The sequence below is a fragment of the Clostridium sartagoforme genome, from assembly GCF_004794105.1.
GTDB lineage: Bacteria > Bacillota > Clostridia > Clostridiales > Clostridiaceae > Clostridium > Clostridium sartagoforme_B.
Map to the genome: position 1 here is coordinate 189,879 of NZ_SRYR01000004.1, position 16,313 is coordinate 206,191.

12 protein-coding genes are annotated in these 16,313 nt (G+C 29.2%); all 12 read left to right on the forward strand.

Annotation, left to right across the window (positions count from 1 at the left end; translation table 11 throughout):
• Window positions 1–635: 635 nt before the first annotated feature.
• The 12 genes from E5347_RS10470 (at window position 636) to E5347_RS10525 (ending at window position 16,306) form a co-directional block, all read left to right on the forward strand.
• Window positions 636–1,589 carry an N-acetylglucosamine kinase gene (locus tag E5347_RS10470; RefSeq protein ID WP_136007130.1) on the forward strand — a complete coding sequence of 318 codons (954 nt, stop codon included), beginning with the start codon at window positions 636–638 and terminating at the stop codon, window positions 1,587–1,589.
• A gap of 1,074 nt (window positions 1,590–2,663) precedes the next feature.
• The gene (locus E5347_RS10475) at window positions 2,664–3,392 is read left to right on the forward strand and encodes a GntR family transcriptional regulator (protein ID WP_136007132.1); all 729 of its coding nucleotides are present in this window, start codon (window positions 2,664–2,666) and stop codon (window positions 3,390–3,392) included.
• A gap of 61 nt (window positions 3,393–3,453) precedes the next feature.
• A complete protein-coding gene (locus tag E5347_RS10480; RefSeq protein ID WP_136007134.1) occupies window positions 3,454–4,617 on the forward strand; it encodes an SIS domain-containing protein in 1,164 nt (387 codons plus the stop codon).
• A 99-nt stretch (window positions 4,618–4,716) separates the two neighbouring features.
• Window positions 4,717–5,574 (forward strand): tagatose bisphosphate family class II aldolase, encoded by an 858-nt coding sequence (locus E5347_RS10485; RefSeq protein ID WP_136007136.1) that lies wholly within the window; start codon window positions 4,717–4,719, stop codon window positions 5,572–5,574.
• 23 nt (window positions 5,575–5,597) lie between these two features.
• Window positions 5,598–6,911, forward strand: coding sequence for a class II D-tagatose-bisphosphate aldolase, non-catalytic subunit (locus E5347_RS10490; RefSeq protein WP_136007138.1), 1,314 nt, complete (start codon window positions 5,598–5,600; stop codon window positions 6,909–6,911).
• A gap of 285 nt (window positions 6,912–7,196) precedes the next feature.
• A complete protein-coding gene (locus E5347_RS10495) occupies window positions 7,197–8,180 on the forward strand; it encodes a biotin--[acetyl-CoA-carboxylase] ligase (protein ID WP_136007140.1) in 984 nt (327 codons plus the stop codon).
• Between the two features lie 449 nt (window positions 8,181–8,629).
• Window positions 8,630–10,123 (forward strand): 4Fe-4S dicluster domain-containing protein, encoded by a 1,494-nt coding sequence (locus E5347_RS10500; protein WP_136007141.1) that lies wholly within the window; start codon window positions 8,630–8,632, stop codon window positions 10,121–10,123.
• Window positions 10,124–10,862: 739 nt separating this feature from the next.
• Window positions 10,863–11,147, forward strand: a complete 285-nt coding sequence (gene groES, locus E5347_RS10505; RefSeq protein WP_136007143.1) for a co-chaperone GroES — start codon at window positions 10,863–10,865, stop codon at window positions 11,145–11,147.
• Between the two features lie 14 nt (window positions 11,148–11,161).
• Window positions 11,162–12,787, forward strand: a complete 1,626-nt coding sequence (gene groL, locus E5347_RS10510; protein ID WP_136007145.1) for a chaperonin GroEL — start codon at window positions 11,162–11,164, stop codon at window positions 12,785–12,787.
• Window positions 12,788–12,913: 126 nt separating this feature from the next.
• Window positions 12,914–13,303 carry a hypothetical protein gene (locus tag E5347_RS10515; RefSeq protein ID WP_136007147.1) on the forward strand — a complete coding sequence of 130 codons (390 nt, stop codon included), beginning with the start codon at window positions 12,914–12,916 and terminating at the stop codon, window positions 13,301–13,303.
• Between the two features lie 445 nt (window positions 13,304–13,748).
• Window positions 13,749–14,492, forward strand: coding sequence for a prepilin peptidase (locus E5347_RS10520; RefSeq protein ID WP_136007149.1), 744 nt, complete (start codon window positions 13,749–13,751; stop codon window positions 14,490–14,492).
• A 122-nt stretch (window positions 14,493–14,614) separates the two neighbouring features.
• Window positions 14,615–16,306: a GspE/PulE family protein gene (locus E5347_RS10525; RefSeq protein ID WP_136007151.1), complete on the forward strand. Its 1,692-nt coding sequence runs from the start codon at window positions 14,615–14,617 to the stop codon at window positions 16,304–16,306.
• The last annotated feature ends 7 nt before the right edge of the window (window positions 16,307–16,313 follow it).

Below are 16,313 nucleotides of genomic sequence, written 5' to 3' on the forward strand. Positions count from 1 at the left end.
TTCATCATTAAATCTAAGTAGGCTATTTTTTGTGAAAAAGTATAAATACTATTTTAATTAGCTTCTAATAATAAATAATAATATTAATATCATAGAATAAGATTATAGTATTTAATAGAAATAGATTAATATAAGCTTCAAGAATCACAGATTTTAATAAGTATAAGAGGATTAATAAGTATCTGATAAATTTATATAATGTTCAATGCTTACTGGAAATTGCATTAGCTAACATAAATATTCTAACGTGACAAATTTATATAATATTAAATAATTACCTATGAATATATTTCTACTAAGATAGTTAGAATAAAATATAAGTTTAGTAGTAAATAAATAAAAAAATAGAGAAATTTCAGAAAAATTCGATTTTAGCAATATATTATATTGGAAAAGTTAATCAATGATTATATAATTATATTGTGGATTTTTATATATTGTTTAATTTTTATATAAATGATTAAGTGAATAATGTAACTTAAATATTTTTGCTATGTAACTTACTTTATAGCGATTTTATAAAAAGTAGAATTTTTATTACAATGCATATACATAAATTATCTACAGTAATGAAAATAATAATATAAAATATCCAATAATAAAAATTTCAAGAGTGTGTAGGGGGAAGAAGAAGTATGTTTTATTTAGGAATTGACGGTGGTGGAACTAAAACAAGATATTTATTAGTTGATGAAAAGCTTAACAAAGTAGCTGATGTTGAAGGTTCTACTATTCATATCCATCAAGTAGGAGTGGAAGGGATTCAAAAGCAATTAAATGAAAACATTTTAAAGGTTTGTGAGGAAGCTAAAATATCAGTAAAAGATATAGCCTATACTTTTATAGGGGTACCAGGATATGGTGAAAGCCTTGAAGATATGAATAAAATAGATGCTGCCATAAAAGAAGTTATGGTAACACCTTACTCAATAGATAATGACTCAGTTAATGGCTGGGCAGGTGGAACTGCTTGTAAGCCGGGAGTTAATATAGTAGCAGGTACTGGAAGTATAGCTTATGGAAGAAATGCAGAAGGTAAACTTGCTAGATGTGGTGGATTTGGACCTGGAATAGGTGATGATGGTGGTGCATATTGGATAGGTTTGAAAACTATCAATGAATACACTAAGCAAAAGGATGGAAGAAAAGAAAAGACAGCTTTACTTGATATCCTAGAAAAAGAATATAATATTACTTATCAATATGAAATTGTTGATATAGCATTTAATAGATTGCAATTTAACAGAACAGAATTAGCTAAGTTCTCAACTGTATGCTATTTAGCAGCAGAAGCTGGTTGTCCTGTATGTAAGAACATCTTTAGAGAGGCAGCCGCAGAATTATTCAGCCATATTGAAGCTATTTCTAAGATGTTAAACTTTACTGATGAGTTTGTAGTTTCATATACTGGTGGAGTATTTAAATCAGGTAAACATGTATTAGAGCCACTACAAGAAATGATTAATGAATCAGGATTAAAGTGTAGCTTACAAGAGCCTGCATTAGATCCATGGAATGGTTCAGTATTATTAGCTTATTCTTTAGCTGGAAATGATGTTCCAGATAATGCAAAAGATATTTTAAAATAAATTAATTTTAAGAGTTAAGGGGCTGTCCTAAGGATAGCTCCTTTATTAATTATTTATAATACCAAAACTACAGTCTGATGCTTATATGTACTATTAATATTATATGTAGTACATTAAATGAATGATTTAACAGTGATATTACAGGAATAATTTTTGTATTACCTATTATAGATCAATTGGTGGTATATTTAGCATCTAATTTGGTAGTGACATTGTTATAAGTTTGTATAAGCTTCTTTTATAAATCTGGCTGCTTTTTATATGGTATTTTCAATAGAATAGTGAAGAATTATCAAATCATACTGTCGAAAATAAAGGATTAAAATTGATATAAAATTAGAAAAAATAATTGACACTTTTCAATAGAAGATTTAGAATAAAACTATAGTGGTAATTACCACTATATAAAACTTATAACTTATGAATATATTTCAATCTGACTATACTATTAACAAGTTGACAACGAATAATTCGCGAATAAACGTAGGTTACATGGATAAATAATTTAGGTATCAAATAAATATAAGTAGATAATAGCAGTTAGCTAATGATCCAGTATAGCAAAACTTAATGGAAATGGTAGTTCCAGATACTATTGAAATCAGATTTTTATATTTAGAAAAATCTATAGTACATAAGGCTTCCAATAGACAAAAATACATTTTTAGTGTGTAAAATTGTATAAGACATACTAAAGGTTATGGAAGCTAAAGTCCCAGCTAAAGGTTTATTATAGGGAATACGAACTTTAGCAATAAAAGGGACAAGTTTTAATATGTTTATTTTAATATAATTTATAGGGGAATTTTAAATTATATGAAATGACTTTATGTAAGAGGTAGTAATTGCTACCTGGGGAGGTAGTACTGGGTATGACATCTTTGATGGATTGCCCAGATACACAGCCCTGTAATTTATTTAAATTTACTATAAATAAGATTAAAATATTATGTTTAATTAAGGGTTAAAAGGTTATTAGAGGGTGTAAAATTTACACTTGTGTAAAAATTAGTGTTCTTTTATTAAAAGAATTTTATGGTATAATAGTGTTATAGAATAATGAGGTGAAAAGAAATGAGTTTTATAGATAAAAATTCGAGAACGCCATTATACTTACAATTAATGAATATTCTAATTGATAAGATAGAAAATAAATTAGAAGAAGATACTCAAATACCATCTGAGAGAGAAATATGTGAGTTTTATGATGTAAGTAGAACTACCGTTAGGCAAGCAATGGATGAGCTTGAAAAGGAAGGATATATATATAAGGTCCATGGAAAGGGAACTTTTGTATCTCCAAAGAGAATGAATCAAGATTTAAGTGCATTTTATTCTTTTACAGAAGAAATGAAAAAGCTAGGAAAAGAACCAAGCTCTGAAGTAACTGGATTTGAAGTGGTTCAAGCTGGAGACCATATAAGTGATATGTTTAAGATAGGAAATGAAGACTTGCTATATAAGATCTCTAGAATAAGAAAGGCAGACGGAATTCATATGATGTATGAAACTACGTATATCCCTTATGATAGGTTTAAGGGAATAACTAGAGAAAAATTAGAAAATAAGCCTCTTTATGATATTTTAGCAAAAGAATATAATGTAAGAATATCTTCTGCAGAGGAATATTTTAGACCTATTTTAACTAATAAAATAGAAAGTGTTTATTTGGATATTAAAGAAGGTTCTCCAAGTTTAAAAATTGAGAGATTTACTTATGAGAAGGGTGAAGTTATTGAATACACAGTAAGTGTAGCAAGAGGAGATAAGTTTAAGTATAGGGTTAGGTTAAATAACAATTAAAAAAAGAAAAAATTTTTAGAATAACTGGTAATGACAACATTACAAGTTGGGGAGGTAACATATGATATTCGGAATGGATATAGATAATATAAAAAGTCTAGGTGGGACTTTTACCGCTACTGAAATTAGACAGCAACCTAAGCTTTGGTTAGAAACATACAAAATAATAGAAGATAATAAGGCTTCAATAGAGAGTTTCTTAAGTAAGAACATAAAAAGCAATACTAGAATAATATTAACGGGTGCAGGAACATCAGATTATATTGGAGATACAATTTATCTTCACTTAGCAAAGAAACTTAATTTAAGAGTAGAGGCTATAGCAACAACTGATTTAGTATCAAATCCTTCAGAATTCATTGAAGAAGATGTACCTACTATCTTAGTATCTTATGCAAGATCGGGAAATAGTCCTGAAAGTATAGGAGCATATAATATTTTTCAAGAAAATGTTAAGGATATAGCTCAAGTAATTGTTACTTGTAATGGAGCTGGTGAACTAGCTAAAAAGAGTAAAGGAAATGATAATAGTCTTTGTTTATTAATGCCTGAAGCTTCTAATGATAAGAGCTTTGCTATGACAAGTTCCTTTAGTTGTATGCTTTTAGCATCATTATTACTATTTGATATTAAGAATTTAGAAACTAATAAAAAATATCTAGATATAGTAGTAAAACAAGGCGAGTTCGTATTAGATCACAACTGGAGAGATGTTAAGGAATTAGTAGATTTAAATTCTAAAAGAGTAGTGTATTTAGGTTCAGGAATATTAAAAGGTCTTGCACAAGAAATGGCTCTTAAAAACTTAGAATTAACAAGTGGTAAGGTAGTAACTGTTTGTGAATCAATACTTGGGTTTAGACATGGACCTAAATCAATTATTAATGATGATACTTTAGTTATATGTATGAATTCTACTAATGAATATACAAACCTTTATGATATGGATCTTATTAAAGAAATTAATGGAGATAGTGGAAATCATAAATTAGCTGTAATAAGTTATTCAAATAATAAGGAGTTATGTAACCATTGTGATAAATATATAACTATAGATGGGGAGGAAGTACCAGAAGTATTTACTGTGTTTAACTACATGTTATTTGGTCAAATGTTTGGATTCTTTTCTTCATTAAAATTAGGAATTTCTCCTGACAATCCAAGACCAGATGGAACTGTTAATAGGGTAGTAAAGGGAGTAGTTATACATAAGTATAAAAACTAGTTACTAATTATTAAATAAGTGTAATAAAAGGTTTTAGAATAAAAATGACTTTGAAGATGAATACAGCAATTAAAAAATAATAAATAGGAGTTGAAGTGAATTATGAAGATAGTATCAACAAGAGAAATGTTAAACAAAGCACAAAGGGAAGGGTATGCTGTACCAGCATTTAATATACACAATTTAGAAACATTACAAGTAGTTGTTGAAACAGCAGCAGAATTAAAATCACCTGTTATTTTAGCAGGAACACCATCAACAGTTAACTATGCTGGTGGAGAGTTTATTGTATCTATGGCAGATGCAGCAGCAGGTAAATATGATATTCCAATTGCAATTCATTTAGATCATTATGAAGAAGTTAATGAAATAGAAGAATTTATTAAGTTAGGATTTAGATCAGCTATGATTGATGCTTCCCATAAATCTTATGAAGATAATATAGCTACAGTTAAAGAAGTAGTTGAATTTGCTCATAAGTATGATACTACAGTAGAAGCAGAGCTTGGAAGATTAGGCGGACAAGAGGATGATTTAGTTGTTGATGAAAAGGACGCAAAATACACTAATCCAGAGCAAGCAAAAGATTTTGTTGAAAAAACAGGTATTGATTCATTAGCAGTTGCAATAGGAACAGCTCATGGACTTTATAAGGGTGAAGCTAAACTAGATTTTGATAGATTAAAAGAAATAAGAGATATGGTAGATGTACCTCTAGTTTTACATGGAGCTTCAGATATTCCTGATGAACTTGTTAAAAAAGCTATTTCCCTTGGTATATGCAAGGTTAATGTTGCAACAGATTTAAAAATACCATTTTCAGATGCTGTAAAGAAATACTTTATAGAAAATCCTACAGCAAATGATCCTAGAAAATATATGCAACCAGGAAAAGATGCTATGAAGAAAATAGTTGCTCATAAGATTATGGTATGTGGAAGTAATGGGAAAGCTTAAATAATATATAGAGGAGAGGTTATATGCATTCAATAAAAGAAATAGTAGCTAGGTATAAAAAGGGTGAAAAGGCTGGAATATTTTCTGTATGTTGCTCTAATCAATATGTAATAGAAGCAGCTATGGAAAGACTTATAGATAAGGATATTCCATTGCTTGTGGAGGCTACTGCAAATCAAGTAGATCAATTTGGTGGTTATACAGGAATGAAACCTGTTGACTATGTAAATTATATTTACAAAATAGCTGATAAAGTAGGATTTCCAAGGGAAAGAATTATCTTAGGTGGAGACCACTTAGGACCATTAACTTGGACTAACATTGATGCTGATAAAGCTATGGAAAATGCAAAAGTACTAATAGAAGAATATGTTTTAGCTGGATTTACTAAAATTCATATAGATACAAGTATGCCTTTATTAGGTGATATAGAAAAGAATGCTTTTGGCGATGAAATAATAGCAGAAAGAGCAGGAAAGCTTTGCTTAGCATGTGAGAATGCATATGAAAAATTAAAAGAGAAAAATAAGGATGCAATTCATCCAGTTTATATTATAGGAAGTGAAGTTCCAATACCTGGTGGAGCACAAGTAGAAGAAGAGGAAAGTGGACCAGTACTTACTAGCGTTAAGAATTTTAAAACAACAGTGGAGACTTTTAAGGAAACTTTTAAGAATTATGGATTAGAAGAAGTCTTTAATGATTATGTTCTAGGTGTAGTAGTACAGCCAGGTGTGGAATTTAGCAGTGATTATATTTGGGAATATAATAGAGAAAAGGCAGCAGAACTAAAAGAATCCTTAAAGGATTATAATAATATAGTTTTTGAAGCTCATTCTACTGATTATCAAAGACCTGAATCTTTAAAGGAAATGGTTGAAGATGGATTTATAATCTTAAAGGTTGGACCAGCACTTACCTTTGGATTTAGAGAAGGTGCATTTGCATTAAATCATATTGAAAATGAAATATATAAGTATGATTCTAATATAGAGCTATCAAACTTTATAGATATTTTAGACTTCTCAATGATAAAGGAACCTAAGGATTGGATCCATCATTACTCAGGAAGTAGCATTGATGTAAAGGTTGAAAGAAAATATAGCTTATCAGATAGAGCAAGATACTATATGCCTAAGGAAGATGTTAATTTTGCACTAGAAAAATTAATTTCTAACTTAGGTGAAAAAGAAATACCTATCTCAGTGATAAGTCAATATATGCATAATCAATATAAGAAAATCAGAGAAGGTAAACTAAAGCCACTAGCTTTAGACTTACTAAAGGATAGAATTGGTGAATATATAGATGATTATATCTATGCAATTATAAATTAGCTAATAATAATTTCCCACTTTTATTGGGGCTGTCTTAGGACAGCTCCTTTTTATTTAGTTTTAAAATGCGAAGCATTTTAAAATGAAAAAATTAAGAGAATGAAGGAATGAAAAAATGAAGGAAGAGGTTTTACAATGCAAAACATCTTTTGTTTTAAGGATTTTTTATAGGCATTCTTTCATTTTTTGATTTTTTCATTCTTTCATTAATAAAATGCTTCGCATTTTATGACAATTATTGTGTTATAATGAAGAATAATAATCATGAAATAATAAGGTGGATTTATGAGTATAAAGGATAAAACATTAGAATTTTTAGAGAAGAATAGAGGAAGGTATATATCTGGAGCTGAATTGGCAAAGGAACTAGATGTTAGTAGAAATGCTATTTGGAAATCTATAAAATCCCTTCAAAGTGAAGGCTATAATATTTCGGCAGTTACTAATAAGGGTTATAGTTTATCAGAGGATACTGATATTTTATCAGCGCAAAGCGTTAGTAAGTATATAAAAAGTAGTAATGATTTTAAGATAAAGGTTTATAAAACTATAGGCTCAACTAATGATAAAGTTAAAGAATTAGCTTTAGATGGGAAAGAAGAAGGGTACATAGTTATTTCTGAAGAGCAAACTAAGGGAAAAGGTAGGTTTGGTAGAAAATTTCATTCTCCTAAGAATACTGGAATATATATGAGTATTTTATTAAGACCTAGACTAATGGCTCAAGATTCTTATCTTATTACTACATCAGCAGCAGTTGCAGTGGCTGAGGCTATAGAGAGTATTTCTAATAAAGAAGCTAAAATAAAATGGGTAAATGATATTTACTTAGATGATAAAAAAGTTTCTGGAATACTTACAGAGGCTGCTTTAGATTTTGAAAGTGGATTAATACAATATGTTGTGCTAGGAATAGGTGTTAATTTGAAATCACCTAATGAAGGCTTCCATGAGGATATTAAAAATATTGCAACTTCAGTATTTAATGAAGAGGATAATTTGCCTAAGGATATTAGAAGTTTATTTATAGCAGAAATAATAGAGAACTTTTTTAGTTATTATAACTCAATAGATCAAAAGAGATTTATAGATGAATATAAAAGAAGATCTATTTTAATAAATAGAGAAGTTAACATAGAGTCCAATAAAGGTAGTGTAAAAGCTAAGGTTTTAGAAATAGATGATTTATGCAGATTAAGAGTTCAATTAGAAGATGGAAGTATAAAAGAATTATCTTCGGGAGAAGTAAGTGTAAGAATGAAAGAATGAAAAAATTAAAGTTTGAAGTTAGTATTGTCATTATAATAGCTTCAAATTTTTTTATTTTATTATTTATAATAAGGGATTTAAGAAGTTGTTAGCTGTTAAGTATTAAATACTAATTCATAAGGTTTGGTTATTATATAGATTTATATAGTTAAGTGATTTTAAGTAAAGTTTGGATATTATTGATAATATAATAATGATGAAAAGAGAATATTAATACTTTCTAAAATGTAATAAAAAAGCAATTACAAAGTTTGTTTAAAAATTAACATAAAAGATTGAAAATACATAGAGTAAATATCATTGATATTCAGAATAAGCTCATAAAATAGGCTTTCTGAAATAATAAAAATAGAAAATATATTGTTAAAAGTATAGCAATTATGAAAGGGAAATACTATAATTATATATGGGAGAATTGTATAATTTTATTTTTATAGGAGGGTATTGGTATGTTTCAATTTGAGACTCAGTTAAAAAAGTTAAAGCATGATGTATTAACAGAGGTAGCAAGGTTAGCCAAGGATAATAACTTAACTACTGAAACGATAGAAAAGATTCCCTATGAAATAATACAAGGGGATATAGCTATGTATAGATGCTGTGTTTATAAGGAAAGAGCTATAGTTTTAGAAAGAGCAAAACTTGCAGCTGGATATTTAGCTAATGGAGATAATATTGATGATGAATTTGTAGATATTAGAGAAGATGATCAAATTATATATGTAATAGAGGCAGCTTGTGATAGATGTCCAATAAACAAGTATAGTGTTACAGATTCTTGTAGAAACTGTTTAGCACACAAATGTCATGAAGCCTGTAATTTTGGAGCTATAACTTATGTAGCAGGAAGAGCTTATATAAATCAAGAGTTATGCAAAGAATGTGGTATGTGTAAAAAAGCTTGCCCTTATGATGCTATAGCTGAAGTAATGAGACCTTGCAAGAGAGTTTGTCCAACAGGGGCTTTAGATATAAGTAAAGATGATAGACGAGCTATGATTAAGGAAGAAACTTGTGTTAACTGTGGTAGTTGTATGAGTGCATGCCCATTTGGTGCTATTTCAGATAAAAGCTTAATAGTACCTGTTGCAAAGAGACTTGCTAGAGGGAGAAAGATGTATGCTGTAGTTGCTCCTGCAATAACAGGACAATTTGGACCTAAGGTTGGATATGGAAAAATAAAAAATGCAATAAAGAAACTTGGATTTGAAGATATGATAGAAGCAGCTTGTGGAGCAGATGCTGTAACAGTTCATGAAAGTAAGGAGTTTATCGAGAGAATTGAAAATGGAGATTCATATATGACTAACTCTTGTTGTCCAGGCTTCCTAAGCTACATTGAAAAAATGATGCCTTCAGAAGTATCTAAGATTTCAGGAACAGTTTCACCTATGGTTGCTACAGCAAGATATATTAAAAGTGTAGATCCAGAAGCAAAGGTAGTATTTATTGGACCTTGTACAGCTAAGAAAAGTGAGGCAGTTAGAGAGCCAATTAAGGATGCAGTAGATTATGTTTTAACCTTTGAAGAATTATTAGCATTATTTAGTGCTTTTGATATAGAAGTTGAAGCTTGCGAAGAAGAAGTAGTAGATGATGCATCTATTTATGGAAGAGGCTTTGGAGCTCATGGTGGTTTAACAGCTGCAATTGAAAATTATGTTAGAAGTCAAGGGTTAGAAGTAAACTTTAATCCTGTTAAGGTTTCTGGAGGAATTGAAATTAAGAAGGCTATGACTATGGCTAAGATAGGAAGACTTCAAGGAAACTTTATAGAAGGTATGATGTGTGAAGGAGGCTGCATAAATGGAGCAGGTACATTAGCAACTCCATTTAAGTCTAAGAATACATTTAATAAGGTGAATTCGGCAGCTTCAAGAAAAGCAGTAATTGATAATGAAAAAATTAATGATTATGATAAAGTGAATTTTGAAAGAAATTAATATACTTAATACCTAATATATAATAATTATTAAAGTAATTTAATTTAAGTTTTATAAATTAATTTTACTTAAGTTTCTGAAAGTGATTTATCTAAATTATTATCATGTGTAATAAATTTATTACAATTGGGGAAACCTATTTAATGAATAAGTATAATTTTATTTTTTTCATGGTGTTATTATGACCCAAAAGAGGATTCTAATATGAATCCTCTTTTCATTTTGCCATATAAAAATTTAATTTCATAATTAGTCTCATTTATTTTGGAAAAAATAAAGATAATTAATAAAGTAAACTAAAGAGTTAATGTTGAAAAAGGGAATAAATTACTTATGTTGAATTATAAAATAGGAGAATAAATAATAGCTTGTAAGAATAGAAATAATAAGTAGAGGGTACTATTTTTAACTTTAATAGGATATTTAGTTCAAAGCTTCTTTAATATAAGTGTCATAATGGTAGCACCTATATTTTGGGTTTTTCTTGGGTATTGTAATAGTGATAAGTAATGGAAATGCTAAGGGAGTGAGATTTATTGAGAAAACAAACAAAACCTTAAGTAAATAGGAAATATTTAATGTAAGATGGTAATATTTATTATATATAGGGGAAAAATAAAAGAGTTAGTATTTGAAAAAAGAAATACGAAAGATTATTATAAAATTATTAGCACTTGATGGTGATGAGTGCTAAAATAGATAGTAAATAATTATATTTTTATATAGGAGGGATTTTTTTATGAAGATTAAACCATTAGCAGACAGAGTAGTAATAAAAAAATTAGAAGCTGAAGAAACAACTAAAAGTGGAATACTTTTAACTGGGTCAGCAAAGGAAAGACCACAAGAAGCAGAGGTAGTAGCAGTAGGACCAGGAGCTATAGTAGATGGAAAGAGAATAGCAATGGAAGTTAAAGTTTCAGATAAGGTGCTTTATTCAAAATATGCAGGAACTGAAGTTAAGGTTGATGGTGAAGAGTACACTATTTTAAAACAAGATGATATTTTAGCAATAGTTGAATAAGGGAGGAATTAATTATGGCAAAGATGATTAAATTTAGTGAAGATGCTAGAAGAGCAATGCAAGTTGGTGTTGATACATTAGCTGATACTGTTAAGGTTACATTAGGACCAAAGGGAAGAAACGTTGTTTTAGATAAAAAGTTTGGATCACCTTTAATAACTAATGATGGTGTTTCAATTGCAAGAGAAATAGAACTTGAAGATCCATATGAAAATATGGGAGCTCAATTAGTTAAAGAAGTTGCAACTAAGACTAATGATGTGGCAGGAGATGGTACTACTACAGCTACACTTTTAGCTCAAGCAATTATTAGAGAAGGTTTAAAAAATGTTACAGCTGGAGCTAATCCAATCTTAATTAGAAATGGTATTAAGATGGCTGTAGATAAGGCTGTTGAAGAAATTAAGAATATTTCTAAGCCTGTAAATGGTAAAGAAGATATAGCTAGAGTTGCAGCTATTTCAGCAGCAGATGAAGAAGTAGGTAAATTAATATCTGATGCTATGGAAAAGGTAGGTAATGAAGGTGTTATTACTGTAGAAGAATCTAAGTCAATGGGTACTGAATTAGATGTAGTTGAAGGTATGCAATTTGATAGAGGATATGTATCAGCTTATATGGTAACAGATACAGAAAAGATGGAAGCTGTTTTAGATAATCCATTAATATTAATAGCTGATAAGAAAATTTCTAATATCCAAGAATTACTTCCAATATTAGAGCAAATAGTTCAACAAGGTAAGAAATTACTTATTATAGCTGAAGATGTAGAAGGCGATGCTATGACTACATTAGTAGTTAATAAGCTAAGAGGAACTTTCACATGTGTAGCTGTAAAAGCACCAGGTTTTGGAGATAGAAGAAAAGAAATGTTACAAGACATAGCTATCTTAACAGGTGGTACAGTTATCTCTGAAGAACTTGGAATAGACATAAAGGAAGTAACTTTAGATATGCTTGGACAATGTGAAAGTATAAAGGTTACTAAGGAAAATACTACTATAGTAAATGGTAGAGGGAATAGCGAAGCTATAAAAGAAAGAGTTCAACAAATTAGAGCTCAAATAGAAGAAACTTCTTCTGAATTTGATAAGGAAAAGTTAACAGAAAGATTAGCTAAACTTGCTGGTGGAGTAGCTGTAATTAAGGTTGGAGCTGCAACTGAAACAGAATTAAAAGAAAAGAAATTAAGAATAGAAGATGCACTTGCTGCAACTAAGGCTGCTGTTGAAGAAGGAATAGTTCCAGGTGGTGGATCTGCTTATGTAAATATAATTAATGAAGTAGCTAAGGTAACTTCAGATATTCCAGATACTCAAGTTGGTATTAATATTATAGTAAGATCATTAGAAGAACCAATGAGACAAATAGCTACTAATGCAGGACTTGAAGGTTCAGTAATAATTGAACATGTTAAGGGTGAAGAAGCTGGATTTGGGTATGATGCATTAAAGAGTGAATATACTAATATGATTAAAGCAGGTATAGTTGACCCAACTAAGGTTACTAGATCAGCACTTCAAAATGCTGCATCTGTTGCATCAACATTCTTAACTACTGAAGCTGCTGTTGTAGATATTCCTCAAAAGGAAGCTGCAATGCCAGGAGCACCAGGAATGGGAATGGACGGAATGTACTAAGATAATTAATCAGCCTCATTATTTTGTAATTGATATAAATCCTTTTCTAAATTATAATAAGGTAGTAAAAGATTACTTCTTTTATTAAGAAATATTAATTACAAGGTTTAGCCTGGGAGGAAAAGGATGGTTTCAAAGAAAAAAAGAAAAGTCACTAGGCTTGAAAAAATTATAATTACAATAGGCTCAATAATTATTTTAACTATCATGATAATATCCCTTAGAGGATACTTTAAGGATTATAAAAAATCTTTAGTTAGAGATGCAGCTAGAGATTTAGTATTAGCTGTTGAAAAAGTAGAGATAAATCATGATATTGATTTTGCAGAGGATGAAACTATAGTAGATATCAAGCTTCAAGCTGATAAGGATAAAACCTTAAAAGAATATATTGAAGATGCAAGTTTATTAGATAAGATTGAAGCCTTAAGTATTGAGGATGCAAGAAAAATAATTGATGAAAAAGTTGAATTTCAAATTAGCAATGAAGGCAAATTTGTAAAGATTATAGAATAAAAAAATAGAAGGCTCTCCATTATTAGACTTTATTACCAGGAAGTTCAATTGATGGAGAGCTTATTTTATTATAGAATATTTTTTGGAAAAATTAATAATAATTATTAAAAGGAAATATCTATTCAGCGTAGAAATATATAAATAGGACTAAAGTCACAAATAAATGTAAAAATGAGAAAATTAAGAAATGAAAGAATTAAATATTTGAAGATTTAATGGATAAAAGAATTAGGGAATTAAAGAGTTAAAAAATAGAAGATAAAATTCAGATACTTGTTTTTCTTGAAGGTGATATGTTTCAGTGATTTTGAATAAGTTACCTTCTTAAATCATTCCTAGTTAATTATCTATTCTTATTAAAAAAATATTAGATAAAGAAATTCATTTAAATGAATTTGAACAAAAACTGTTAATTGATAACTGTTAATTGTAAATGGGGGATAATATGCATTTATTAGTCACAATATTAGGTTTGTGTATAGGAAGTTTTTTAAACGTAGTTATTTATAGAGTACCAAGAGATGAATCAATATCATATCCACCATCACATTGCACTAATTGTGGATATAAATTAAGACCTATAGATTTAGTCCCTATAATTAGTTATTTATTTTTAAGGGGACGTTGTAGAAGCTGTAAAGAAAATATATCAATACAATATCCATTTATAGAATTTTTAAATGGACTTATGTATTTATTACTATTTATAAAGTTTAACATATCTTTAGAATTTTTATTTTATGCTATATTCACTTCATGTCTAATAGTCATTTCAGTAATAGACATAAAGAGTAAGGATGTATACTCATCAATAAGTATTTTCACTTTAATCATAGCAGTAATCTATTTATTGTCTGGGAAATATTTTGGTGATATTAGTCTAATTAATAATGTAATAGGTGGAATTATAGGATATGGAGTTATATTTTTATTTGTTTATTTTGGTGGTATGGGTGAAGGTGATGCAGATATTGCAGGTTTATCTGGACTTTTTATTGGAATAAAGGGGATTTGTGGAGCTTTATTCATATCAGTAATTATTGCGGGAATAGTGGCATCCTATAAGTACCTTATAAAGAAGGAAAGGAAAGCTGAAATGGCTTTTACCCCGTATATTGCGTTAGGAACTATTGTGTGGATATTGGTTGGAGAAAAACTTTTGGAAGTTTATTTAAATATTTTTTTGTAAAAAATTAATTTAATTAAAATTTAAATGGGGCTTGAAAATGCAAATTTTATATATTAATATAGAATTGAGTTTATAATTGGATAAAAAAGGAAAAAGATGTAATTAGACTTAGGGGTGAGGTAATGATAAAGGGTCAGAAGAAGAGACTAGGGGATATACTAGTTACAGCTGGTAAGATAACCCTGTATCAACTTCAAAATGCGTTAAAAACTCAAAAGGTAATAGGAAAGAAACTAGGAACAGTTTTAATTGAAAGTGGAATAGTTACCGAAGAGGATATTATCGAAGCTATAGAAGAGCAAACTGGGATAGAAAGGGTAGATTTAAACAATTTAACTTTTGATAAGAGAGCTATAAAAATAGTTCCACAAAGCCTTTGCAATAAGTATAACTTAATAGCTTTTGGTTTTGAGGAAGATAAGATAAAAGTAGCACTAGAAGACCCACTTAACATATTTGCAATAGATGATGTATATATATCAACAGGTCTTAAGGTTAAAACTTACATTGCGCCTAAAGGAGATATATATAAGTTTGTTCAAATAAACTATAGTACAGAAGAAGTAAATAAGGCTGCTGAAGAATTAGTAAAAGAAAGCTTAGAGTCGAAAAATATCGAAGTAGACGTAGAAGCAATTGATGATGTTAAAAATGCACCAGTAGTTAAGATGATAGAATACCTTTTTAAAAATTCTATTGAAATGAGGGCTTCAGATATACATATTGAACCTTATGAAAACGAAATAAGGATTAGATATAGAATAGATGGAAGACTTACTACTGTAAATACCTTAGGTATAGAAAGTCTAGGGCCTTTAGTAACTAGAATAAAGATTTTAGCTAACCTTAATATAGCTGAAAGAAGATTACCTCAAGATGGAAGAATAATTACTAAAGTAGGAAAAGAAGAAGTAGACCTGAGAGTATCTATACTTCCTATAGTAACTGGAGAAAAAATAGTTATAAGAATATTAAAAAGGGATAGCTATAGACTTGGTAAGGAAGGCCTAGGAATAAGTAAAGACAACCTTAAAAAGTTAAATAATATTGTTTCAAGTCCAAATGGGATAGTTTTAGTTACAGGTCCCACAGGTAGTGGTAAGTCTACTACTTTATATACTGTTTTAAGTGAACTAAATACTAGTGATGTAAATATAGTTACTGTAGAAGATCCAGTTGAATATACTTTAAATGGAGTAAACCAAGTAAATGTAAATACTAAAGCAGGATTAACTTTTGCAGGTGGTCTTAGAAGTATTTTAAGACAAGACCCTGATATAGTTATGATAGGGGAAATTAGAGATGAAGAAACAGCATCTATAGCTATTAAAGCAGCTATTACTGGTCACTTAGTTTTAAGTACCCTTCATACTAATGATGCTCCATCAACTATAACTAGATTATTAGATATGGGGATTGAACCTTATTTAGTTGCAACATCTATTGCAGGTATTATAGCTCAAAGGTTAGTTAGAAGAATTTGCAATAATTGTAAGGAAGAATATATAGCTTCAGACTATGAAAAGTCTGTATTTAATATTGATAAAGATCAAGAATTAAAACTATACAGGGGAAAAGGCTGTGGGCATTGTAATCATAGTGGATATAATGGGAGAACAGGTATTTATGAGATTATGGAAATAACTAGGGAACATAGGAATGCAATAAATGAAACTAAAAACTCTAATGTATTGCAAGATATTTCTATAAAGCATGGAATGAAAACATTAGCTGAAGAATGTAAGGAGTTAGTTCTAAATGGAACTACTACTATAGAAGAACTTGCAACTATAACTTTATTAAAAGAGGTATAAGGGGAGA

Bases quoted from the DNA above. Each gene is read 5' to 3' on its own strand.
- E5347_RS10470 (WP_136007130.1), top strand. From the start codon at position 636: ATGTTTTATTTAGGAATTGACGGTGGTGGAACTAAAACAAGATATTTA.
- E5347_RS10475 (WP_136007132.1), top strand. From the start codon at position 2,664: ATGAGTTTTATAGATAAAAATTCGAGAACGCCATTATACTTACAATTA.
- E5347_RS10480 (WP_136007134.1), top strand. From the start codon at position 3,454: ATGATATTCGGAATGGATATAGATAATATAAAAAGTCTAGGTGGGACT.
- E5347_RS10490 (WP_136007138.1), top strand. From the start codon at position 5,598: ATGCATTCAATAAAAGAAATAGTAGCTAGGTATAAAAAGGGTGAAAAG.
- E5347_RS10495 (WP_136007140.1), top strand. From the start codon at position 7,197: ATGAGTATAAAGGATAAAACATTAGAATTTTTAGAGAAGAATAGAGGA.
- E5347_RS10500 (WP_136007141.1), top strand. From the start codon at position 8,630: ATGTTTCAATTTGAGACTCAGTTAAAAAAGTTAAAGCATGATGTATTA.
- groES (WP_136007143.1), top strand. From the start codon at position 10,863: ATGAAGATTAAACCATTAGCAGACAGAGTAGTAATAAAAAAATTAGAA.
- groL (WP_136007145.1), top strand. From the start codon at position 11,162: ATGGCAAAGATGATTAAATTTAGTGAAGATGCTAGAAGAGCAATGCAA.
- E5347_RS10515 (WP_136007147.1), top strand. From the start codon at position 12,914: ATGGTTTCAAAGAAAAAAAGAAAAGTCACTAGGCTTGAAAAAATTATA.
- E5347_RS10520 (WP_136007149.1), top strand. From the start codon at position 13,749: ATGCATTTATTAGTCACAATATTAGGTTTGTGTATAGGAAGTTTTTTA.
- E5347_RS10525 (WP_136007151.1), top strand. From the start codon at position 14,615: ATGATAAAGGGTCAGAAGAAGAGACTAGGGGATATACTAGTTACAGCT.